Here is a 21635-nt window from a genome sequence, read left to right as displayed (position 1 = left end):
ATGCGCAAATTCCGTTTTCGCCTGCCTGAGTTCGACGTGCCCGGATTATGGGTGCTGAGCCTCGGGATATGGTTTCACATTGTTTCCCGCCTGGTCCGGCGCGAGCCGGAGATGGCCATTCTTCTGGCGCAGATAATCGGCGTCTCGATGGCGCTCTGGGGGGGATACCGCATCATCAACCGCTGGATAGATGCCGCCCGTGAGGCCGAAAAGGCCCGTGATGCCGGAGGATGCCGACATGAACCTTAGACATACCGTGTTTACCGTGGCGCTCATGACCCTCAGTCTGGCCACACAGGCTTCCACGATGGACGAGATCAAATCGTTATGGCATCCACAGGGGGCGCGAGCGTCGGGATCTCTGCCTACATCCCCGGAAGACCCTGAAGCTAAGCCACTTCCGGCGAAGCAGCCGGTCTGGTACCGCCTAAGCAACGGGCGCCAGGTCAATCTGGCCGACTGGAAGGTCGTGCTGTTTATGCAGGGACACTGCCCGTACTGCCACCAGTTTGATCCGGTCCTGAAGTCGCTGTCGGCACGGGTGGGGTTTGGGGTGATGGCCTACACCATCGACGGTCAGGGGGATGCGTCCTTTCCCGATGCGCTGCCCGCGCCGCCGGAGGTAATGAAAACCTTTTTCCCTAACCTGCCCGTGGCCACGCCAACCACCTTTCTCGTCAACGTAAACACCCTTGAAGCCCTGCCCCTGCTGCAGGGCGCGACCGACGAACAGGGCTTTATGGCCCGAATGGATACGGTCCTTCAGATGCGCGGAGTGAAATGATGATAAACCTGTTCAGACACCGCAGTCTTCTGGGCTGCATGCTTCTCGTCTGTTCAACAACCGTTAGTGCGGACGTGAACAGCGACATGAACACCTTCTTTAATAAGCTGGGCTTTGACTCCAATACCAGCCAGCCACAGGTCTGGCAGGGGCAGGCCGCTGGCTACGCCACGGGTGGCTCACTATATGCCCGTACGCAGGTGAAAACCGTCCAGCTTATCTCCATGACGCTGCCCGACATCAACGCCGGCTGCGGCGGTATCGATGCCTATCTGGGCTCCTTCAGCTTTATTAACAGCGATCAGCTGCAGCGTTTCGCCAAGCAGATTATGTCCAATGCGGCCGGATACTTCTTCGATCTGGCGCTGCAGACTACGGTACCGGAAATCAAGACTGCTAAAGACTTCCTGCAGAAGATGGCCAGCGACATTAACAGCATGAACCTCAGCTCCTGCCAGGCGGCGCAGGGGATTGTCGGCGGTCTGTTTCCGCGCACTCAGGTCTCCCAGCAGAAGGTCTGCCAGGACATTGCCGGTGAGAGCAACATGTTTGCCGACTGGGCGGCATCCCGTCAGGGCTGCACGGTGGGGGGAAGCATGGATAAGGTCCGTGATAAGGCCAGTGATAAGGATAAAGAGCGCATAACGAAGAATATCAATGTCATCTGGAATGCGCTCGGAAAGAACCGCATGTTTGACGGGAATAAAGAGCTTAAGGAGTTCATCATGACCCTGACCGGAACAATGGTCTTTGATGAGAAGGGTAATATAACCCCGCTTCCGGCAAGAACGACCGATCGCGACCTTATTCGGGCCATGATGGAGGGGGGGACTGCACGGGTGTATCACTGTAATGACAGCGATAAATGTCTGAAGGTGGTTGCCGATGCTAATGTCACGATCAGCCAGAAAAATGCACTGAAAAATCAGATAAAAGACATCCTTTCCAGCATTCAGAATAAAGCCGTTGCCGATCTAAAGTTAACCGAGAAAGAGAAGGGATTTATCACAAGTACTACCATCCCGGTCTTCAAGTACCTGGTTGATCCCCAGATGCTGGGGGTTTCTAACAGCCTCGTTTATCAGCTAACCGATTACATCGGCTACGACATTCTTCTCCAGTACATCCAGGAGCTGGTCCAGCAGGCCCGTGCAATGGTGGCAACGGGAAACTATGACCAGGCGGTTATCGACAGCATCAATAATAACCTCAACGAAGCCACGCGGCAGATAGCCTCCTTCCAGGCACAGGTGCAGGTACAGCAGGATGCGCTTTTGGTTGTTGACCGCCAGATGAGCTATATGCGCCAGCAGGTCTCGGCACGCATGCTGCAGCGCTACCAGAACAACTATCACTTCGGGGGGGCGCGCTGATGCAGGAAATCTATGTCATCGCGGGCGGCGACTGGCTGACGCAGACGCTGAATGCCATCGTCACGTTCATGTCGACGGAGAACTGGGTTGTTATTCGGCGTATTGCGACGGCTTTCTCTGTGCTGGTTGTAGCCATTTCGTGGATACGACGGCACAACATCATGGATATGCTGGGCTGGGCAGGCGTCATTGTGCTGATGTCGCTGCTGGTCAGTGTTCGCACCTCCGTACAAATAATCGATATCAGTAATCAGACAAAGGTCTATAAAGTCGATAACGTGCCCGTCGGGCTGGCACTGCCTGCATCGCTGACCACCAAAATTGGATATGCCCTTGTTCAGGGGTATGAAATGGTCTTTTCACAGCCCGACAGCATCACCTACAGCAAAACCGGCATGATATTTGGGGCGAATCTGGTTTCACGCAGTACGGACTTTTTATCACAGAACCCAGAGATAACGACGATATTCACGGACTATGTGCAGAACTGCGTGATGGGCGATATTTTCCTGAACGGAAAATATACCATGGAAGATCTAATGAACAGCGCAGACCCGTATACGCTGATTTTCTCAAAGCCGAGTCCGCTGAGGGGGGTATTCAACAACAATAATCAGTTTTTAACCTGTGAAGAAGCCGCTGCGGTAATTAAGCCAAAGCTTGCCCTGGATACTCAGACCGGAGGAAAAACATGGAGTTACTACGTGCGTCAGCTTTTTGGCGGACGTCCGAATCCTGACATCTTGTTCAGCCAGATGATCGGGGACAGCTATAACTATTTCTATGGTGCCGGTCAGAGCGCCGCGTCGATTGTCCGTCAGAATGTGACGATGAACGCTTTGCGAAATGGCATCATGAGCTATGCAGCCCGCAACGGTGACACCTCAAGCCTGCTGAATATCGCCACTACGTCATCGATGGAGAAGCAGCGGCTGGCGCATGCGACGGTCGGTCAGGTGGCATTACGCTCACTACCTATGTCTCAGACGTTGATTGTCGGTCTGACCATCGGAATATTTCCCCTGATGGTGCTGGGCGGGATGTTTAACGCCGTTACCCTTAATGTGCTGAAGGGGTACGTGCTGGCTATCATGTGGGTGCAGAGCTGGCCGCTGCTTTACGCCATCCTCAACAGCTGCATGACCTTCTATGCGAAGGCTAACGGTTCACCAGTGGTTCTCTCGGAGTTGTCGCAGGTGCAGATAAAATACTCAGACCTCGCTACCACGGCTGGCTATCTGTCCATGCTAATCCCCCCGCTTGCATGGGGAATGCTGAAGGGACTGGGGGCGGGGTTCTCAAATCTCTACAGCCATCTGGCCTCTTCCGCTATCAGCCCTGCAGCCACTGCTGCCTCTGGTGCTGTTGATGGTAACTACTCCTACGCCAACATGCAGACCGAGAACGTGAGCGGCAACAGCTGGAACACCAACAGTTCGACCATGTTCGGACAGATGAGTCAGCAACTGGGCAATGGTGCGACGTCCACACAGATGCGTGACGGCAGTACGGTGACAGACTCCACTCAGGCCGCGAGTAAGCTGCCCGTGAGTATTAATTTTGCCCGTCAACTGGCCTCAGCGCAGCAGGAGATGGCGCGCGAGGCCCAGACGCAGTCCCAGAGCGCGATGCAGAGCTTTAGTAGCAGTATGTCAAGCACGTGGCAGACCCTCAGCCAGTTTGGCACCAACCGGGGGAGCAGCGATTCGATGACGCAAGGTGCCGACAGCACGATGAGTGCGCAGGACTCCATGATGGCCAGCAAGATGCGCACTGCGGTGGAGAGCTACGCGAAGGCGCATAATATCAGTAATGATCAGGCGACTCAGGAACTGGCTTCACGAAGTTCTCGTGCTTCCGCTGGTCTTTATGGCGATGCAAGTGCACATGGTGGTATAGGGATTAAAGCTTTCGGTACAGGCGGTGGTGTTAGTTTCAGGGCAGGTGCTAAAGCCGGCGTCGACTTTGATGATTTAGACTCTCATCAGGCAAGCAGCAGCACGCGAGCGAGCCAGGATGCGCGTCATGATATTGATGCAAAATCCACCAAAGACTTCAAGGAGGCCAGCGATTACTTTACCAGCCGCAAGATAAATGAATCAGGCAGTCATACGGATAACAACGCCGCATCACGTGCGGACCAGTTGTCTGCATCACTGAGTTCTGCAAAACAAAGCCTTGAACAGTACTCGACCAGTCAGGCACGCAGCAAGGAATATGCTGAAATGGCATCCCGAACCGAAACCATGAGCGGGCAGGTTAACGAAGATCTCAACCAGCAGTTTGCCCAATACGTTCGTAAACAGGCACCGCATGATGCCGATTCTTTGCTAACGGATACCGGTTCACCAGAGGTTGCAGCGAAACGAAGAGAACTGGCCTGGTCATTTGTACAAAGTCAGGTTCAGCCTTCGGTGGATAATGCGTATTCGGATGCGAAAGATGGGCTTGGTCAAAGTATGGACAATGTGTCTGCGGGAGGCGGGCGTCAGGAGGTGTTATCTGACCATGCGGCGCATAAGGCTTCCATTGAAAGTGCAACGTCAGACGCAGGTATTAAAGGGAATGTGAAAGGCTCGGTAGACGGTATGATGACTGAGACGCGAAATAATATCTCAGGAACACAAAGTGAAATAAAGGGAGCTTCAGCGTCCGTCGATAATCAGTATTCAGCACTGGAGCGCCATCACCAGTCCGAAGCGAATAATCAGGGTGCTAAGTACAATCACGAGAAAGCATCACAAAACGCTATTCCGGGAGCTGACAGTCCTGAAGAACTTCTGGAAAAAGCAAAGAAACTGGAGAATAATCACAAGAAATGATCAGGGAGATTATCGGATATGAAAGAGCTGATGCGAATTATGTGGGTTCTGCTTATACAGTATATCGCCTGCTCGCTTGCAGGGTGGGCAACATCCGTCATGCTCCTGATACTTGCGTTGTTGATTATGTGGCAGGGTATATTTGCATATATTAATTATCGAGTTCGCAAGCAGAAGTGTTTGTATAGTCAGAAAGATGTATCGCCAGTAATGTACATGGTTCTTTCTGTCCCCGCGATCAGCTTCCCTGTGTTGGCCCTATTTATATTTTTCGGGCTCTCGATCTACAGGGTCTGTGTAATAAGTGGTGTAACTGTTGGAGATGAATCTCTAAAAGATCAGTTTTATTTTGACCGTGCGTTTCAAAGTGATCCATTTCCTTATGAATCAGGACTACACGATTCTGCGGGAGCTGGATTGAATCCAGCTACAGGATTGCCAATGTGCGGGCTAGTTGATACTTCTGGTAATTTTTATGGGTGTTCATCTGAATCATACAGACGCTCGGACAGTTAGATACCCTTAATTATTTTAGATTATGGGCAATCGCCAAGCTATGAATGGATATAATAAACAAAGGAAATAACGTTAATGAAAAAGATGATGATGGTGGCTCTGGTCAGTTCCACGCTGGCCCTTTCAGGGTGTGGTGCGATGAGCACAGCAATTAAGAAACGTAACCTCGAGGTCAAAACGCAGATGAGCGAAACGGTCTGGCTTGAACCATCAAGCGAGCGTACCGTTTTCCTGCAGATCAAAAACACGTCTGATAAAGACATGAGCGGTCTCCAGTCTAAAATTACCGAAGCTGTTAAAGCCAAAGGCTACCAGGTCGTGACCTCGCCGGATAAAGCCTACTACTGGATTCAGGCGAACGTACTTAAGGCCGACAAAATGGACCTTCGTGAGTCACAAAGCTGGCTCAGCCGTGGCTACGAAGGTGCAGCGGCAGGGGCCGCGCTGGGTGCCGGTATTACCGCCTATAATTCCAGCTCTGCCGGAGCCACTCTGGGCGTAGGACTTGCTGCCGGCCTTGTTGGCATGGCCGCTGATGCGATGGTCGAAGACATCAACTACACCATGATCACGGATGTGCAGATTGCCGAGCGTACCAAAGCGACCGTGACCACGGACAACATCGCCGCCCTTCGCCAGGGAACCTCCGGCGCCAAAATTCAGACCAGCACCGAGCAGGGGAACCAGCATAAATATCAGACCCGTGTGGTATCAAATGCGAACAAGGTTAATCTGAAATTCCCCGAAGCCCAGCCTGTGCTTGAAGATCAGCTGGCTAAATCTATCGCGAACATTCTTTAATTAATACCAGGGGCGGTTTCTTCCGCCCTTTTCTCTGGATCACTCAGTCCGAATAGCATCTGTTCTCCTCATTCTCTGTTGATATAAGAAAAACGCTGAGCGGTGGCGCAAATCCTTTGTGCTGCCGGGAAGGGTTGCCGGCAGGGCTGGTGAATAAAGAAATTAATATGTCAGTATTTGCATTAGTAGTGAGTATCGAAAGTGATTATCCGAATGCTTTATTTGCTGTTCCATTTTCAGTTCTGTTAATACTGCTGTGGATATTTTTTCGTAAGTGACATCTTATTTGCCAGGCCAGTAAGTAGCCGTTCCTGAATGTAGCCTTATCATAACCGTCTAAACCCCATTTATACCGGACCCATACATCATGAGTTTTAATGCAAAGGATATGACCCAGGGCGGTCAGATCGCGAGCATGCGCATCCGTATGTTCAGTCAGATCGCCAATATCATCGTGTACTGTCTCGTCATTCTCTTCGGCATAATTGTCGCGATTACGCTGTCGGTTAAACTGACCTGGCAGACGTTCGTGAACGGCATGGTTTATTACTGGTGTCAGACGCTGGCCCCCATGCGCGATATTTTCAAATCCCAGCCTGTCTATACCATCCGTTATTACGGCCATGAGCTGAAGTACAACGCGCAGCAAATACTGCAGGACAAATATATCCAGTGGTGCGCCGACCAGGTCTGGACGGCCTTTATTCTTGCCGCCATCATCGCGGCCGTGGTGTGCGTTATTACCTTCTTTGTCACCACCTGGATTCTGGGCCATCAGGGTAAGCATCAGAGTGAGGACGAGATAACGGGAGGGCGCCAGCTGACTGATGACCCGAGAGCGGTGGCGAAAATGCTCAGGCGCGACGGTCTCGCATCCGACATCAAAATCGGTGAGCTGCCGCTTATTAAGGACTCGGAGATCCAGAACTTCTGTCTGCACGGTACCGTCGGGGCCGGTAAATCAGAAGTTATCCGCCGTCTGATGAACTACGCCCGCCAGCGTGGCGATATGGTCATCGTGTATGACCGCTCCTGTGAGTTCGTCAAAAGCTACTATGATCCGGCCACAGATAAAATCCTTAACCCGCTGGATGCGCGCTGCGCTGCATGGGACCTGTGGCGGGAGTGCCTGACGCAGCCTGACTTCGACAACGTTTCCAACACGCTTATTCCTATGGGCACGAAGGAAGACCCCTTCTGGCAGGGGTCGGGACGTACCATCTTTGCCGAAGCCGCATATCTGATGCGCAACGACAAGGACCGCAGCTACAGCAAGCTGGTCGACACGCTGCTTTCCATCAAGATTGAGAAGCTGCGCTCGTACCTGAAAAACTCCCCGGCGGCGAACCTGGTGGAAGAGAAAATCGAGAAAACGGCCATCTCCATCCGCGCCGTGCTGACCAACTACGTCAAGGCTATCCGCTACCTGCAGGGCATCGAAAATAACGGCGAGTCATTCACCATACGCGACTGGATGCGCGGCGTTCGTGAGGATGGTAAAAACGGCTGGCTGTTTATCTCCTCCAATGCTGACACCCACGCTTCCCTCAAGCCGGTTATCTCCATGTGGTTGTCCATCGCCATTCGCGGGCTGCTGGCGATGGGGGAAAACCGTAACCGCCGCGTGTGGATCTTCGCCGACGAGCTGCCTACCCTGCACAAGCTGCCGGACCTGGTTGAGATCCTGCCGGAGGCGCGTAAGTTTGGCGGCTGCTACGTCATTGGCATTCAGTCCTACGCCCAGCTGGAAGATATTTACGGGCAGAAGCCGGCGGAAACGCTGTTCGACGTGCTGAACACCCGTGCCTTCTTCCGCTCGCCGTCGCGCAATATCGCCGAGTTCGCCGCTGGCGAAATCGGTGAAAAAGAAATCCTCAAGGCGTCCGAGCAGTATTCCTACGGTGTGGACCCGGTACGCGACGGTACCTCGGTCGGCAAGGACATGGAGCGCGTCACCCTGGTGAGTTACTCCGACGTCCAGACGTTGCCGGATCTCTCCTGCTACGTCACGCTTCCCGGACCTTATCCTGCCGTGAAAATGGCGCTGAAGTATCAGCAGCGTCCAAAGGTGGCACCGGAATTCATTCCGCGCACCATCGACGGGAAAGCGGAGGAACGCCTGAATGCCGCGCTGGCTGCACGTGAACATGAATCCCGCAGCATCGCCATGCTCTTTGAACCGGATGCCGATGTTGTCGCGCCAGAGGGCGGTGCGGAGAATGTTGGTCAGCCACAGCAGCCACAGCAGCCACAGCAGCCACAGCAGCCACAGCAGCCACAGCAGCCACAGCAGCCACAGCAACTGACGCCCGCGCCCCGCGCTGCAGACGCGGCATCCGTAGCAGGTGCGGCAGGCGCCGGCGGTGTGGAGCCTGAGCTGAAGACAAAGGCGGAAGAGGCAGAGCAGCTGCCGCCCGGCATCAGTGAAAGCGGTGAAGTAGTGGATATGGCGGCATGGGAGGCGTGGCAGGCGGAGCAGGACGAACTGTCTCCTCAGGAGAGGCAGCGTCGTGAAGAAGTGAACATCAACGTTCACCGGGCGCCTGAAAAGGATCTTGAGCCGGGAGGATACATCTGATGATGAGCATCGGATCGGTAAAATCCGCCGGCAGCGCGGGCAATTATTACACCGACAAGGACAACTACTACGTTATCGGTAGTATGGGCGAGCGCTGGGCCGGAAAAGGGGCTGAAGCGCTGGGGCTCAGCGGCGGGGTGGACCAGAAGGTCTTTACGAAGGTTCTGGAGGGACGCCTGCCGGACGGCAGCGACCTCAGCCGGACTCAGGACGGGGCGAACAAACACCGTCCGGGCTACGACTTCACCTTCTCTGCGCCCAAAAGTGTCTCCGTGATGGCCATGCTGGGAGGCGACAAGCGTCTTATTGAGGCACACAACCGCGCGGTGGAGACCGCCATTAAGCAGATAGAGGCAATGGCCTCCACGCGGGTTATGACGGAGGGCAGGAGCGAGACGCAGCTGACCGGCAACCTGGTGATGGCGCTGTTTAACCACGATACCAGCCGCGACCAGGAGCCGCAGCTGCACACCCACGCGGTGGTGGCCAATGCCACTCAGCATGGCGATGAGTGGCGAACGCTCAGCAGCGACAAAGTGGGTAAAACCGGGTTTATTGAGAATATCTACGCCAACCAGATTGCCTTTGGCCGCCTGTATCGTGCCGCGCTGAAGGATGACGTCGCGGCGATGGGCTATGAGACTGAGACGGTCGGCAAACACGGCATGTGGGAGCTGAAGGGCGTACCGACGGAGCCGTATTCCAGCCGCAGCAGGACCATCAGCGAGGCGGTCGGGGATGACGCGTCCCTGAAGTCCCGCGACGTGGCGGCGCTCGATACCCGCCAGTCGAAGCAGAAGGTTGACCCCGAACAGCGCATGGCCGAGTGGATGCATACCCTGAAAGAGACGGGGTTTGACATTAAAGCCTACCGTGAGGCGGCAGACCTGCGGGTTGTGCAGGGGAATATTCCCGCAACGACGCCTGAAGCCATTGATATTAACAGCAGCGTCGGGCAGGCCATCGCGATGCTGAGCGACCGGCGGGCGCGGTTCACGTATTCCGAACTGCTGGCCACCACCCTCGGGCAGCTGCCCGCGCGGTCGGGCATGGTGGAGATGGCGCGTGACGGCATCGATGCGGCGATAAAAAATGAGCAGCTCATCCCGCTGGATAAAGAGAAGGGGCTGTTTACCTCGAACATCCACGTGCTGGATGAGCTGTCGGTGTCGGCGATGACCCGCGATTTACAGCGGACGGGGCAGGCCGACATTTTTCCGGATAAAAGCGTGCCCCGCAGCCGGTCATACAGCGATGCCGTGAGTGTCCTGGCCCAGGACCGTCCGCCGGTGGCGATCATTTCGGGTCAGGGCGGGGCGGCCGGCCAGCGTGAGCGCGTGGCGGAGCTGACGATGATGGCGCGCGAACAGGGGCGTGACGTGCAGATTATCGCCGCCGACAGGCGTTCGCGCAGCGCCCTTATGCAGGATGAGCGCCTCAGCGGCGAGCATATCACCGACAGGCGGGGGCTGACGGAGGGCATGGCCTTTACGCCCGGCAGCACGCTGATTGTGGACCAGGGGGAGAAGCTGACCCTGAAAGAAACGCTCACGCTGCTCGACGGTGCGCTGCGCCATAACGTCCAGCTGCTGATTGCCGACAGCGGCCAGCGCACCGGGACCGGCAGCGCCCTCACCGTCATGAAGGAAGCGGGAGTGAGCACGCTCGCGTGGCAGGGCGGTGAGAAGACGCAGGTCTCGGTTATCAGCGAGCCTGACCGGCGGCAGCGGTATGACCGCCTGGCCGCTGACTTTGCCCGAAGCGTCCGCGCAGGTGAACACAGCGTGGCGCAGGTCACCGGTCCGCGCGAGCAGGCGGTGCTCGCAGGCGTAGTCCGCGAGGCGCTTAAGGCGGAAAAGGTGCTGGGCGAGCGGGAGGTCAGTATCACCACGCTGGAGCCGGTCTGGCTCGACAGCCGCCATCAGCAGGTGCGCGACCACTACCGGGAGGGGATGGTCATGGAGCGCTGGAATGCCGAAGAGCGCAGCCGGGAACGCTTTGTCATTGACCGCGTGACGGGCCGCAACAACAGCCTGACGCTGCGCAACGCCCAGGGTGAGACGCGGGTGACCCGCCTGTCTGAACTCAACAGCAGCTGGTCGCTGTACCGCACCGGCACGCTGCAGGTGGCCGAAGGCGACCGTCTGGCAGTGCTGGGTCAGGCGCAGGGGACGCGGCTCAAGGGAGGCGATACGGTGACCGTTAAGGCCCTCGGGGAGGCGGGGCTCGTCGTCAGCCTGCCCGGGCGTAAGGCGGACGTGGTCCTGCCCGTCGGCGACAGCCCGTTTACCGCCGCGAAGGTGGGGCAGGGCTGGGTGGAGTCGCCGGGCCGCTCGGTGAGCGACAGCGCCACGGTTTTTGCCTCGCTGTCGCAGCGCGAGCTGGATAACACCACGCTGAACAAACTGGCGCTCAGCGGCCGGGCGGTGCGGCTCTATTCCGCGCAGACGGCGCAGAAAACGACGGAGAAGCTGTCGCGTCAGTCTGCCTGGAGCGTCGTGTCCGAACAGATTAAGGATGCGGCGGGGCATGACAGGCTCGATGATGCCCTGGCGCACCAGAAGGCCGGGCTGCACACGCCGGAGCAGCAGGCTATCCATCTGGCCATTCCGGTGCTGGAGGGGAACGGCCTGGCGTTCACGAAGCCGCAGCTGATGGCCGCCGCGAAAGAATTTGAGCAGGACAGCCTCAGCCTGCAGGCCATCGAAAAGGAAGCGGACCGTCAGGTGCGCAGCGGCGACCTGCTGTCGGTGCCGGTATCGCCGGGAAACGGCCTGCAGCTGCTGGTCTCACGCCAGTCGTACAACGCTGAAAAAAGCATTATCCGCCACGTCCTTGAGGGAAAGGAGGCCGTCACCCCGCTGATGAATAAGGTTCCGGACGCGCAGCTGGCGGGCCTGACCGACGGGCAGCAAAACGCCACGCGCATGATACTGGAATCTCCCGACCGCTTTACCCTGGTGCAGGGCTACGCCGGGGTGGGTAAAACCACCCAGTTCCGGGCAGTCATGTCGGCCATCGGTACGCTGCCGGAACGGGAGCAGCCGCGCGTTATCGGCGTAGCCCCCACCCACCGGGCGGTGAGCGAGATGCGCGATGCGGGCGTGCCCGAAACGCAGACGCTGGCGGCCTTTATTCACGACACGCAGCAGCAGCTGCGCGGCGGCGAACGACCGGACTTCAGCAACGTCCTGTTTCTCGTGGATGAAAGCTCGATGGTCGGTAACGCCGACATGGCGAAGGCGTACAGCCTGATTGCCGGGGGCGGGGGACGCGCGGTCTCCAGCGGCGATACCGACCAGCTGCAGTCCATTGCCCCGGGCCAGCCCTTCCGCCTGCTGCAGAAGCGCAGCGCCATTGACGTGGCGGTGATGCAGGAGATTGTCCGCCAGACGCCGGAGCTTAAACCTGCCGTCTACAGCCTGATTAACCGCGATATCGGCAGCGCCCTGACGACCATTGAGCGCGTGGCGCCGGCACAGGTGCCGCGCAGGGCGGATGCCTGGCAGCCGGACAGCTCCGTCATGGAGTTCAGCCGCGAACGGGAGGAGGCCATCGCGAAAGCCGTGGCGGCCGGCGACCTGATGCCCGGCGGGCAGCCCGCGACGCTGCTGGAGGCCATCGTGAAGGACTACACTGGGCGCACGCCAGAGGCGCAGGCGCAGACCATCGTTATCACCGCCCTGAACGCCGACCGCCGCCAGGTGAACGCCATGATTCATGACGCCCGTCAGGATGCCGGCGAGGTGGGCGAAAAAGATGTCACGCTGCCGGTCCTTACGCCAGCCAATATCCGCGACGGCGAGCTGCGGCGCATGACAACGTGGGAGGCATCCCGCGACAGCCTGGTCCTGCTGGACAGCACCTATTACAGCATTGAGGCGCTGGACGGGGAGGCGCACCTGGTGACGCTGAAGGATGCGCAGGGCAATACCCGCAGCCTGTCGCCCGCGCAGGCGGCGACAGAGGGCGTCACGCTCTACCGTCAGGACACCATTACCGTGTCGGAAGGCGACCGGATGCGCTTTTCGAAAAGCGACAACGAGCGGGGCTTCGTGGCCAACAGCGTCTGGTCGGTCAGTGAGATAAAAGGTGACAGCGTCACGCTGTCGGACGGGAAACAGACCCGTACGCTCACGCCGTCAGCCGAGCAGGCAGAGCAGCACATCGACCTGGCCTATGCCGTTACCGTTGAAGGCTCACAGGGGGCGAGCGAACCCTTCTCCATCTCCCTGCAGGGTACGGACGGCGGACGTAAGCGGATGGTGAGCTTCGAGTCAGCCTACGTGGCGCTGAGCCGCATGAAGCAGCACGCGCAGGTCTATACCGACAACCGGGATAAGTGGGTGGCCGCGATGGAAAAATCGCAGGCGAAAAGTACGGCGCATGACATTCTGGAGCCGCGCGGCGACCGCGCCGTCGCGAATGCCGCCCGCCTGACGGCGACGGCAAAAGCGCTGGGTGAGGTGCCTGCCGGTCGCGCTGCGCTGCGCCAGGCCGGGCTGCAGCCCGAGGGCTCGATGGCGAAATTTATTTCGCCGGGGCGGAAATACCCGCAGCCGCACGTGGCGCTGCCCGCTTTTGACCGCAACGGCAGGCAGGCGGGCGTCTGGCTGAGTGCCCTGACGTCCGGAGACGGGCAGCTTAAGGGGCTCGCTGGTGAAGGCCGGGTGATGGGCAGCGGGGACGCGGTGTTTGCGGGCCTGCAGGCCAGCCGTAACGGCGAGTCGCTGCTGGCGCGGGATATGGAAGAGGGCGTGCGGCTGGCGCGGGAGAATCCGCAGAGCGGCGTGGTGGTACGGCTCGCAGGTGAGGCGAGGCCGTGGAACCCCGGCGCCATTACCGGCGGTCGGGTCTGGGCCGACGGCCTGCCCGACGGCACCGGTACGCAGCCCGCAGAAACGGTGCCGCCGGAGGTGCTGGCACAGCAGGCCCGGGAGGCTGAGGTGCAGCGGGAGCTGGATAAACGGGCTGAAGAGGCGGTCCGCGAGATGGCCCGCAGCGGCGACGGTCCGGCCGGAGGGGCTGACGTCGCCGTCCGGGATGTGGTGCGGGATATGGAGCGGATAAAAGAAACGCCGGCATCTCCCCTCACGCTGCCGGATGCGCCGGAAGAACGCCGCCGGGATGAGGCGGTGTCTCAGGTGGTGCGCGAGAACGTGCAGCGGGACCGCCTGCAGCAGATGGAGCGCGAAACGGTGCGAGACCTTGAGCGCGAAAAGACCCTGGGAGGCGACTGATATGCGCGCTGAAAACCATCCGCTGTTCCCCCTTGTGGTGGTGGCCGACTGCTGGTTGCAGCGTCTGCTCGTGTGGACGCCGGGGCAGACCGACCTTATCAAGACCGTGGCGCTGCTGCTGATGGTGGCCGACCACATCAGCATGCTGTGCGGACTGGATAATGACTTGCTGCGTCTTGCCGGTCGGGGAGCGTTTCCGCTCTTTGGCCTGGTCTGGGCCATGAACCTCGCCCGCCATCCGCAGATTCAGCAGCGCGCCCTGAACCGGCTCTGGATATGGGCGGGTGTGGCGCAGGGTGGCTGGATACTGGCCGGGCTTCGCCCGGACCTGGGCAATATCCTGTTTGCCTTTGTGGTCAGCGGACAGGCGCTGGCGCTGATGCAGCAGCACGGGCCGCGCGCGTGGCCGCTCTCACTGATGCTGGTTCTGGCCTGGCTGCCGTTTTCGGCGGGAAGCTACGGGCTGGCGGGGGTAGTCATGCTGATGCTGGCCTGCGGCGTCTGTATGACGGGCCGGCGCACCACGCGCACGGGGCTGGCGCTGTGTCTGGCGCTGGCCATACTCGCGCTGAATGCCGCTGACAGCCCCGCTTTTGCCATCGCGGGTCTGGTGATACCCGGCGTTACCCTGACGGTGCTGAGCCGGACCTGCTGCCGCGTGCCGCGCTTCTGGCCCCGCGAATTTTTCCCGCTGTTCTACGCGGTGCACCTGGCCGTCATCGGACTGATGGTGATGTGATATCTGCCGTGTCAGAATAAGGTCACTCAGGGGAATACACGTGAAACAGATTTATCCGGAGGCAGGATGAAAGAGCAGGGGCGCCCCACGCTGACGCTGCGCCGTAAGACGGAGCCAGAAGGTCAGCGTGCCGTAAACAACAGTGAACCGGACGGTGTGGGACCGGGCCGGGTCACGCGTAAAAAGACCGTGGTGGTGAACACGACGCCTGCCTGGAAGGTCAGGAAGCAGGCGGTGGATGAGAGCGCGAAAAAGGCGCAGGCAGATGAGAAGGCCGCCCGAAAAGCAGAGAAAGCCCGGCTGTGGGCAGAGCGACAGGCGCAGGAGCGGGAGGCCATGCGGGCGGCCAGGCGCAAGCCAGCCCCGGAACCGGTGTACCGGAAGGTCATGCCGCTTGCGGACGCGCTCGCGCTCCTGGAGCGTTGCTGGCCGTCCCTGGTGACGGACGGCCAGCCGCAGCTCCTGGCGGTCAACATCCGGGAGGCGATGGTCAATGACATTCGCCAGCGCGGGCTGGAGGTTTCCGTGAAGACGCTGAAACGCTGCCTTGCCGCAGTCACCCGCTCGGATGCGTATCTGGGCGCCATGACGGTGGGCGCGTGGCGTAAAAACCTTGCCGGACAACCGGTCGCACCGGTGAGCGAGGAGGAGGCGGCGTATGCCGTGGAGCGCAGGGCTCAGGAGCATGCTAAACGACAGCGCAGGGCGGCCAGGGAAGCACCCGCGCCCGCACACGATACGAACTGATAACAACAGAGAAGAGAAAAACACAGGATGAACATGAATAAAACCCTTTCAGTCATGCTTGCCGCTGGCCTTCTGGTCTCCGGCGTGGCGGGGGCAGCAGAGAAACCAGCCGTAGCCTTTACCCCGGAGCAGGAAGCCCGCATTGGTGAAATCGCGAAAGACTACCTGCTGGCCCATCCGGAGGTGCTGGTTGAGGTCAGCCAGAAGCTGCAGGCTCAACAGCAGGAGAAGCAGCAGCAGGCGATGACGGCCGCCGTGGTTCAGAATCAGGCGGCACTGCTCAACGATAAAGGCACGCCGTCATATGGGCCGGGCGACGCAAAAGTGACGGTCGTCGAGTTTTTCGATTACCAGTGCATCTACTGTGCCCGCCTGGCGCCGGAGCTGGAGAAGGTGATAAAAGCCAACCCGGACGTGCGCTTTGTGTTCAGGGAATTCCCGATATTTGGCCAGCGCTGGCCGGCGTCGCTCAGTGCGGCGAAAACCGGGCTCCAGGTCTGGAAGCAGAAGGGGGCCGACGCTTACCTTCACTATCACAACGCGATTTACGCCACCGGTCACAACGAGGGTAAGCTGACCGATGCTGATATCAGCGCGGCCGCAAAAGCCGTGAAGTTCGATGCGAAAACAGCCCCTGACGTTCAGGGGACCCTGGATGGCATAAACACACTCGCGCAGCAGCTGGGCTTCAGCGGTACCCCGGCCCTGGTGGTTCTCCCGTCAACCGGCGCCAGCGCTGATAACGTGACGGTTATTCCGGGATACACCAGCGCGGAGGCCCTGCAGCAGGCCATCAGTCATGCTGCCGGTGATACCAAAAAATAATCAGGCGTCCGCCACCTGATACCGCTAAAAGAGACTGACGCCTTCGCCGTGCTCAGTTGTCCAACCCCGGAGAAGGGTAAAAGCAGGTTTTCCCCGTCTCCGGCGTTTCTGGTTAACACATCCGAACGGTATTTAACGAAGTAATGTTCCTTCATCGTTTGGTAAAGGTCCTTCTCTGTATTCAATATAACGGAGCCTCAGATATGTATACCGTAGTCATTGCTTCGGTGATATTAAATATATTATTGCTATTTGCCGTCATTAAACTTTACCGGAGAAACAGGGTTGACTATGAACCCTCTTTCCTGCCGACAATTTTTTACCACATGACTAAATATATAAGGCATTCTGGCTCATGGAATGAAATGGAGTTCATGCGTGACGAATTACGCCGTGTATTAAATGAGATAGATATTATCAGACATGATGCAGGTAATGTCCGGCTGCGGAAAACAAAGCCTGTTCGTGATGCCTGACTTTTTATTTTTCGTTATGAAGTTACCGCCAGAGAGGTGGGTATGTCTTTTTAGTAGAATAAACAAAATTCAAACCAGTAGAGGAAATAGTATGTCAGTAGAAATTAAATGCTCCGGTGTGAATGAAGAAGCAAGGGATATAATTAAAGGGACGGTGAAGCAACTGATTGGGGACGGTCGCATTCATTCGCGGGATGACATTATCCGGCATCTCTGCGGTGCGAACTTTGATATCACAGACGTGACGGAAGAGAGTATTACGATTTGCGCACCTGATGAACCCGCCAACACCCTCATCCTGAGCGGCTGGCTGTTCTCTGAACGGTTCGGGCTGCACCGGGATAAATCCCTCTCGGGTGATGGCGGGCAGTTATCCGAGGGCGTGCGAAGCGAAGGGAGCGTGGGTTCATGAATGCCGGTGTGGTGGTATTTATCGTTTCGTTGCTGGCACTGATTTTCCTGCTCTCCTGCGTGCTGAAGCAGAAACGGCCGCAGGCACCGCTTATCAGGCGGCTGAGAGAGGCTGGCGTCAGGGTGGGTGATACAGAGCAACTGATGGCGGGCGGCGTGTTCTGGGAGCGGCAGGCACAGCTGATGACCGACCGTGAGGTTCACTTTATGCAGGGGTTGTTCCGGGCTGTGGACATGAGGCGGTGGTATCTGTGCCCGCAGGTCAGGGTGGCCGATATTGTGCAGATAACGCCGCGCGTCAGGGGCCGGAGCCGGACATGGTGGAAGCTTTTCCATATGGCAGCCCAGTGGCACTGTGACGTGGTTATCGTTGACCGCAGGACGTTTCGCGTTGTGGCGGCCGTGGAGCTGGACGATGCGTCCCACCTGAAAAAAAGCCGCTGCCGGCGCGACATCCTGCTGGATGAGGTCATGCGCCAGGCGGGCATGCCGCTGCTGCGAAGCCGTGATGCCCGGGAGCTGCAGAGGATGATACGGGACTTTCTGACGGGACTTGAGGCCGAGTCCGGGGTGTCAGATGCCATCACTCAACAAAAAGCGGGTTAAGCTACCTGGCGCAATGCAGTATTAATTCATTCTCCATCTGACCCGGTGCAGAATAAAACTCACTCCTTAATGAGAGATGACTGCGTTAATTAAAGTTTCCGATAAATAACGTTAATTCACGGGAAATAATGCCATTCCTGGTTTTTCTGTATATTGATTGTTCCGGGGATTCAATGTGGGCTTTATGTCTGAACTTAAAGGTTAAACTTAAAAGGTGAACTATGCGGATTTATAAATATACCGGGCTGGTATTTGTCTGCTGCCTGATTTATCTGTTTGCTTATCTGGCAATAAATAACGTTCAGTCGGAGGGGGCCAGCCTGAAAACATGTGCGCTGATAACAATGCCGTTATTTATCTGGATGGTTTATCAGCGCATTACTGCGATGAGTGAAAAAGCGCGTGCCCGTGAACGCGATGAGGTCATTTTCATGAGAATGATGGAGCAGATACATCATTACGAAGAGCTGGAGCGCGTGGCCGGTGGCGTGCGGCTCATGAAAGGTATTCTTGAGTGTCGTGAGGTGGCTCAGGCGATAAGGCACCCGGAGTCCGAAGACGCATCCCTGACGCTGAGCCGGCTGGCGTACATTGAGCGCCTGCTGAATGTCCTGGCACCGGGGCTGTGCCGGAGGATGTCGGAAGGTGAGCGCCAGAGATGGATGCAGATGATGAACGAACCGGCGCCCGGTGAAGACACGGCAGGTGAATGCCACACCGAAACGCCCGTCAGTCAGTCCGTGCCGGGGGAGGTCAGGGGATGATTGTGCCTGTTACCGCAGAGCGTGATGAGCAGGGGTACTGGTCGCATCCGGCGTATGCCCGCAGTGGCTGCGAAACCGCGGCGGAGTTCAGCTACTGGCTGAGGATCCACGGGCTGCAGTGCTTTGTAATGACCATGCGCGATGAGGCTCCTGAGGTTTTTGCTGCCGGATTTACTGATGAAGCGCCGGACGCACGGGGCTGGATACCCGAACCGCCGGATGATGACAGCTGGTTTCTGGGCTCAGTCCATGATACCGACGACGGGCCTGTCTGCTACTGGTTCCGTTATACCAGAACGTCCTGACGCCTCCGCTCCGCGTCGTTGTCCAACCCCGGATTCGGGGCAAAGCGAGTTTCCCCCGATCCCGGCGTTTCTTAATCAATTCTGTGAAGGAAATCCTATGGCATGTTTTGAGTGCAGCAGCAGTGCAATGGTTATCAACCAGCTCGTTCCCTGGATAACTGTCGGCATTTTTGTGGCCAGCGTGGCGCTGTTTCGTCAGCTCCTGAAACGCGATCGGCGGGCGTGGACGTCACTGGTTGCTGCTGTGGTTCTGATGGAAGAGCTGACCCTGAGTCTGTGGCTGCTGATTAATGACGTACAGATACTCTCCCCGCACTTTATGGACGGTATGTAATGAGGATAACTATGGCAGTTCTCAGCAAAGCAAATACCTGCAGATGGTTGGTGACAGGGCTGCTCAGTCTGGCCCTTTATGCCCCCGCACCGGCAGCGTATGCCGCCAGCATCGAGACGGGTTTTTCTCCGGAAGGAACGGCACTGCAGCTGGTCCTTAAGACTATTGAGTCAGCACAGCACGAAATTCGGCTGATGGGCTACTCATTTACGTCTCCTGAGGTGGTTAGCGCACTTGTCAGAGCAAAACACCGGGGTGTGGATGTGAAGATAGTGCTCGATGAGAAAGGGAACCGAAACAAAACCAGCCAGTCGGCGATGAATGTTGTGGTGAATGCCGGTATTCCGCTGCGTACCAACGGTCGCTACGCCATCATGCACGATAAAGTCATTATTGTTGATAATCATACGGTTGAGTCAGGCAGCTTTAATATGACCCGCTCTGCGGCCTCGAGAAATAGCGAGAATGTGCTGGTGATTAAGGACGTGCCGGAAGTGGCGCAAGCCTACCTTCAGCACTGGCAGTCGCGCTGGGACGGGGGAACGGAGTGGCATTCTTCATACTAATCAGCATCGTAATGTGATCTGCAATCTACATCCATTCAGGTGAGTCATGCGCCAACATGGCTCACTCTTTCGCGTAAAGTTAAGTCGCTGATTTCACGAATCTGTAGTATCCTCTGCAAACGATCCTTGCTTGATCCTTGAGGAGGCAAATATGTCGCAGGTCGGAAATGCAGTAACTTCCTCATCGAAAGAAAAGAGGCCTTATCGAAAAGGGCAACCATTGTCATCCGGTGAACGCAAACAGCGTTCGGTATCCCGTAAAAAGGATACGCATAAAGCTGTTACGGTATTCATTCAGAATGCTAATAAGCACACGCTTGATACTCTTTGCTCCGAGTACGGTATGACTCAGGCTGAGTTATTTGAGTTCCTCCTTGAACAGGAAGAACTGCGTAAACTAAAAAAGTAACAAGTCACATTTGTTGCTTAAGAAGTACCTCAGTGCTAGATTACTGATCGTCTGATGTATTTCATGGCTGGCCACGCCGCAAGGTGGCAGGGAACTGGTTCTGATGAGGTGTCTACCCGGAACCAGAAAAGACGAAACCCCGATAATCTTTCTATGTTTGGCGACGAAGAAGATTACCGGGGCTCTAACTAAACCGTACAGAAGCTGTTGCTCTGTACGGGGAGTATATGTGCATGCTCAGAAAACTGCAATACCTTCTGTGCTCAGTGCTCCTTCCGTGCAACATAAGTGCGGGAAGGTGTGACTGACGCTCAGACCCTGTTCTCCCATTATCGTCAGGTCAAAAACCCGAATCCGGTATTCACGCCGCGCGAGGGGAAAAAGACCCTGCCGTTCTGTCGTAAGCTGATGGCGAAAGCTGAGGGCTTCACGTCCCGTTTTGACTTTTCCGTCCATGTGGCGTTCGTTCGCTCGCTGGGTAAACGTCATCGCATGCCGCCGTTGTTGCGTCGTCGAGCCATCGATGCGCTGCTCCAGGGGTTGTGCTTCCACTATGACCCGCTGGCCAATCGTGCACAGCGCTCTATTACCAATCTGGCCATCGAGTGCGGTCTGGCCACCGAGTCAAAAAGTGGCAATCTGTCTATCACCCGTGCCACACGGGCACTGAAGTTTATGGCGGAGCTGGGGCTGATTACCTACCAGACCGAGTATGACCCGCAGATAGGCTGCAATATACCGACAGATATCACCTTCACGCCGGCACTGTTCTCGGCGCTCGATGTCTCTGACGTGGCTGTTGTGGCTGCACGCCGCAGCCGCGTCGAATGGGAAAATCAGCAGCGTAAGAAGCAGAACCTGAAGCCACTGGAGATGGACGAGCTGATAGCGAAGGCCTGGCTTTTTGTGCGCGAACGGTTCCGCAGTTACCAGTCCGAGCGTAAGCTACATGGCCTGAAACGCGCCCGTGCACGTCGTGACTCGGACAGAACCCGTAAGGACATTGTGACACTGGTGAAGCAACAGCTGACGCGGGAATACGCCAGCGGGCGGTTCACCGGCGGTCTTGATGCCATGAAGCGGGAGCTGGAGCGGCGCGTGAAAGAGCGCATGCTGATGTCGCGTGATAACAACTACACGCGGCTGGCCACCGTCCCCATATAACCCTTCCTGTGTGAAAAATCCGGCTGGCGCCGGAGGGTTTCGCACGTCTGCAGCTCCCGACTGACGGTTTTCTGCACGAAATGACGACCGTCCTTCCTGACATTCATCCCATTCCGCCATCAGAATGGCCAGAAATTGCCTCGCCAGCATCATTTCCGGTCGCTGAATTCAGTTA

21 protein-coding genes and 1 pseudogene are annotated in these 21635 nt (G+C 57.3%); 21 read left to right on the top strand and 1 reads right to left on the bottom strand.

The features are described from left to right. The 19 genes from traQ (at position 1) to repA (AC1VYI_RS00800) (ending at position 20296) form a co-directional block, all read left to right on the top strand. A complete protein-coding gene (traQ, locus tag AC1VYI_RS00890) occupies positions 1–249 on the top strand; it encodes a type-F conjugative transfer system pilin chaperone TraQ (RefSeq protein WP_008324126.1) in 249 nt (82 codons plus the stop codon). Continuing rightward, positions 239–784 (top strand): type-F conjugative transfer system pilin assembly thiol-disulfide isomerase TrbB, encoded by a 546-nt coding sequence (gene trbB, locus AC1VYI_RS00885; protein WP_060446834.1) that lies wholly within the window; start codon positions 239–241, stop codon positions 782–784. The genes traQ and trbB overlap by 11 nt, the downstream gene beginning before the upstream one ends. After that, on the top strand, positions 784–2157 hold the full coding sequence (traH, locus tag AC1VYI_RS00880; RefSeq protein ID WP_045379406.1) for a conjugal transfer pilus assembly protein TraH: 1374 nt from the start codon (positions 784–786) through the stop codon (positions 2155–2157). Before trbB ends, traH begins: the two co-directional genes overlap by 1 nt. Next, the gene (gene traG / locus AC1VYI_RS00875; RefSeq protein WP_060446835.1) at positions 2157–4979 is read left to right on the top strand and encodes a conjugal transfer mating-pair stabilization protein TraG; all 2823 of its coding nucleotides are present in this window, start codon (positions 2157–2159) and stop codon (positions 4977–4979) included. Before traH ends, traG begins: the two co-directional genes overlap by 1 nt. 18 nt (positions 4980–4997) lie before the next feature. Further along, positions 4998–5495: a hypothetical protein gene (locus AC1VYI_RS00870; RefSeq protein WP_063132060.1), complete on the top strand. Its 498-nt coding sequence runs from the start codon at positions 4998–5000 to the stop codon at positions 5493–5495. A 75-nt stretch (positions 5496–5570) separates the two neighbouring features. Next, positions 5571–6296 carry a conjugal transfer complement resistance protein TraT gene (gene traT / locus AC1VYI_RS00865; protein ID WP_060446836.1) on the top strand — a complete coding sequence of 242 codons (726 nt, stop codon included), beginning with the start codon at positions 5571–5573 and terminating at the stop codon, positions 6294–6296. A 367-nt stretch (positions 6297–6663) separates the two neighbouring features. Further along, positions 6664–8874: a type IV conjugative transfer system coupling protein TraD gene (gene traD / locus AC1VYI_RS00860; protein WP_482875982.1), complete on the top strand. Its 2211-nt coding sequence runs from the start codon at positions 6664–6666 to the stop codon at positions 8872–8874. Beyond that, positions 8874–14114, top strand: coding sequence for a conjugative transfer relaxase/helicase TraI (gene traI / locus AC1VYI_RS00855; RefSeq protein WP_163277219.1), 5241 nt, complete (start codon positions 8874–8876; stop codon positions 14112–14114). Before traD ends, traI begins: the two co-directional genes overlap by 1 nt. 1 nt (position 14115) lies before the next feature. Further along, the gene (gene traX, locus AC1VYI_RS00850) at positions 14116–14853 is read left to right on the top strand and encodes a type-F conjugative transfer system pilin acetylase TraX (RefSeq protein WP_047359711.1); all 738 of its coding nucleotides are present in this window, start codon (positions 14116–14118) and stop codon (positions 14851–14853) included. Between the two features lie 66 nt (positions 14854–14919). After that, positions 14920–15600: a fertility inhibition protein FinO gene (locus tag AC1VYI_RS00845; protein ID WP_071667448.1), complete on the top strand. Its 681-nt coding sequence runs from the start codon at positions 14920–14922 to the stop codon at positions 15598–15600. 33 nt (positions 15601–15633) lie between these two features. Continuing rightward, positions 15634–16425, top strand: coding sequence for a DsbA family protein (locus AC1VYI_RS00840; RefSeq protein WP_071667449.1), 792 nt, complete (start codon positions 15634–15636; stop codon positions 16423–16425). Between the two features lie 203 nt (positions 16426–16628). Continuing rightward, positions 16629–16901: a hypothetical protein gene (locus tag AC1VYI_RS00835; protein WP_057069530.1), complete on the top strand. Its 273-nt coding sequence runs from the start codon at positions 16629–16631 to the stop codon at positions 16899–16901. Positions 16902–16992: 91 nt separating this feature from the next. After that, positions 16993–17313, top strand: a complete 321-nt coding sequence (locus AC1VYI_RS00830; RefSeq protein ID WP_071667450.1) for a hypothetical protein — start codon at positions 16993–16995, stop codon at positions 17311–17313. Beyond that, positions 17310–17918, top strand: a complete 609-nt coding sequence (locus tag AC1VYI_RS00825) for a DUF2726 domain-containing protein (protein WP_071667451.1) — start codon at positions 17310–17312, stop codon at positions 17916–17918. Before AC1VYI_RS00830 ends, AC1VYI_RS00825 begins: the two co-directional genes overlap by 4 nt. A gap of 221 nt (positions 17919–18139) precedes the next feature. Next, the gene (locus AC1VYI_RS00820; RefSeq protein WP_482875956.1) at positions 18140–18682 is read left to right on the top strand and encodes a hypothetical protein; all 543 of its coding nucleotides are present in this window, start codon (positions 18140–18142) and stop codon (positions 18680–18682) included. After that, entirely contained in the window at positions 18679–18987 is a 309-nt protein-coding gene (locus AC1VYI_RS00815; protein WP_071667453.1) for a hypothetical protein, read from the top strand. The genes AC1VYI_RS00820 and AC1VYI_RS00815 overlap by 4 nt, the downstream gene beginning before the upstream one ends. 97 nt (positions 18988–19084) lie before the next feature. Then, on the top strand, positions 19085–19321 hold the full coding sequence (locus AC1VYI_RS00810) for a hypothetical protein (RefSeq protein ID WP_224019239.1): 237 nt from the start codon (positions 19085–19087) through the stop codon (positions 19319–19321). Between the two features lie 11 nt (positions 19322–19332). Then, positions 19333–19887 (top strand): phospholipase D family nuclease, encoded by a 555-nt coding sequence (locus AC1VYI_RS00805; RefSeq protein WP_071667454.1) that lies wholly within the window; start codon positions 19333–19335, stop codon positions 19885–19887. A gap of 151 nt (positions 19888–20038) precedes the next feature. Further along, complete coding sequence (repA, locus tag AC1VYI_RS00800) at positions 20039–20296, top strand: replication regulatory protein RepA (protein ID WP_057064915.1); 258 nt, start codon at positions 20039–20041, stop codon at positions 20294–20296. Between the two features lie 61 nt (positions 20297–20357). On the opposite strand, the pseudogene AC1VYI_RS00795 reads toward repA (AC1VYI_RS00800), so the two are convergent. Further along, positions 20358–20470 (bottom strand): annotated as a pseudogene (locus AC1VYI_RS00795) (replication protein RepA). A 53-nt stretch (positions 20471–20523) separates the two neighbouring features. On the opposite strand from AC1VYI_RS00795, the gene tap reads away from it, so the two are divergent. Next, the gene (gene tap, locus AC1VYI_RS00790; protein ID WP_071667455.1) at positions 20524–20604 is read left to right on the top strand and encodes a RepA leader peptide Tap; all 81 of its coding nucleotides are present in this window, start codon (positions 20524–20526) and stop codon (positions 20602–20604) included. Further along, the gene (repA, locus tag AC1VYI_RS00785) at positions 20585–21460 is read left to right on the top strand and encodes an incFII family plasmid replication initiator RepA (RefSeq protein WP_163277218.1); all 876 of its coding nucleotides are present in this window, start codon (positions 20585–20587) and stop codon (positions 21458–21460) included. Before tap ends, repA (AC1VYI_RS00785) begins: the two co-directional genes overlap by 20 nt. Positions 21461–21635: the final 175 nt, after the last annotated feature.

This window comes from Enterobacter sp. QK-SA4 (assembly GCF_056856775.1).
Note: the sequence above shows the minus strand (reverse complement) of the source record. Positions and strands in the feature narration are given on the sequence as shown.

Coding starts and splice junctions, on each gene's coding strand:
- traQ (WP_008324126.1), top strand. CDS start 1: ATGCGCAAATTCCGTTTTCGCCTGCCTGAGTTCGACGTGCCCGGATTA.
- trbB (WP_060446834.1), top strand. CDS start 239: ATGAACCTTAGACATACCGTGTTTACCGTGGCGCTCATGACCCTCAGT.
- traH (WP_045379406.1), top strand. CDS start 784: ATGATAAACCTGTTCAGACACCGCAGTCTTCTGGGCTGCATGCTTCTC.
- traG (WP_060446835.1), top strand. CDS start 2,157: ATGCAGGAAATCTATGTCATCGCGGGCGGCGACTGGCTGACGCAGACG.
- AC1VYI_RS00870 (WP_063132060.1), top strand. CDS start 4,998: ATGAAAGAGCTGATGCGAATTATGTGGGTTCTGCTTATACAGTATATC.
- traT (WP_060446836.1), top strand. CDS start 5,571: ATGAAAAAGATGATGATGGTGGCTCTGGTCAGTTCCACGCTGGCCCTT.
- traD (WP_482875982.1), top strand. CDS start 6,664: ATGAGTTTTAATGCAAAGGATATGACCCAGGGCGGTCAGATCGCGAGC.
- traI (WP_163277219.1), top strand. CDS start 8,874: ATGATGAGCATCGGATCGGTAAAATCCGCCGGCAGCGCGGGCAATTAT.
- traX (WP_047359711.1), top strand. CDS start 14,116: ATGCGCGCTGAAAACCATCCGCTGTTCCCCCTTGTGGTGGTGGCCGAC.
- AC1VYI_RS00845 (WP_071667448.1), top strand. CDS start 14,920: ATGAAAGAGCAGGGGCGCCCCACGCTGACGCTGCGCCGTAAGACGGAG.
- AC1VYI_RS00840 (WP_071667449.1), top strand. CDS start 15,634: ATGAATAAAACCCTTTCAGTCATGCTTGCCGCTGGCCTTCTGGTCTCC.
- AC1VYI_RS00835 (WP_057069530.1), top strand. CDS start 16,629: ATGTATACCGTAGTCATTGCTTCGGTGATATTAAATATATTATTGCTA.
- AC1VYI_RS00830 (WP_071667450.1), top strand. CDS start 16,993: ATGTCAGTAGAAATTAAATGCTCCGGTGTGAATGAAGAAGCAAGGGAT.
- AC1VYI_RS00825 (WP_071667451.1), top strand. CDS start 17,310: ATGAATGCCGGTGTGGTGGTATTTATCGTTTCGTTGCTGGCACTGATT.
- AC1VYI_RS00820 (WP_482875956.1), top strand. CDS start 18,140: ATGCGGATTTATAAATATACCGGGCTGGTATTTGTCTGCTGCCTGATT.
- AC1VYI_RS00815 (WP_071667453.1), top strand. CDS start 18,679: ATGATTGTGCCTGTTACCGCAGAGCGTGATGAGCAGGGGTACTGGTCG.
- AC1VYI_RS00810 (WP_224019239.1), top strand. CDS start 19,085: ATGGCATGTTTTGAGTGCAGCAGCAGTGCAATGGTTATCAACCAGCTC.
- AC1VYI_RS00805 (WP_071667454.1), top strand. CDS start 19,333: ATGGCAGTTCTCAGCAAAGCAAATACCTGCAGATGGTTGGTGACAGGG.
- repA (WP_057064915.1), top strand. CDS start 20,039: ATGTCGCAGGTCGGAAATGCAGTAACTTCCTCATCGAAAGAAAAGAGG.
- tap (WP_071667455.1), top strand. CDS start 20,524: ATGTGCATGCTCAGAAAACTGCAATACCTTCTGTGCTCAGTGCTCCTT.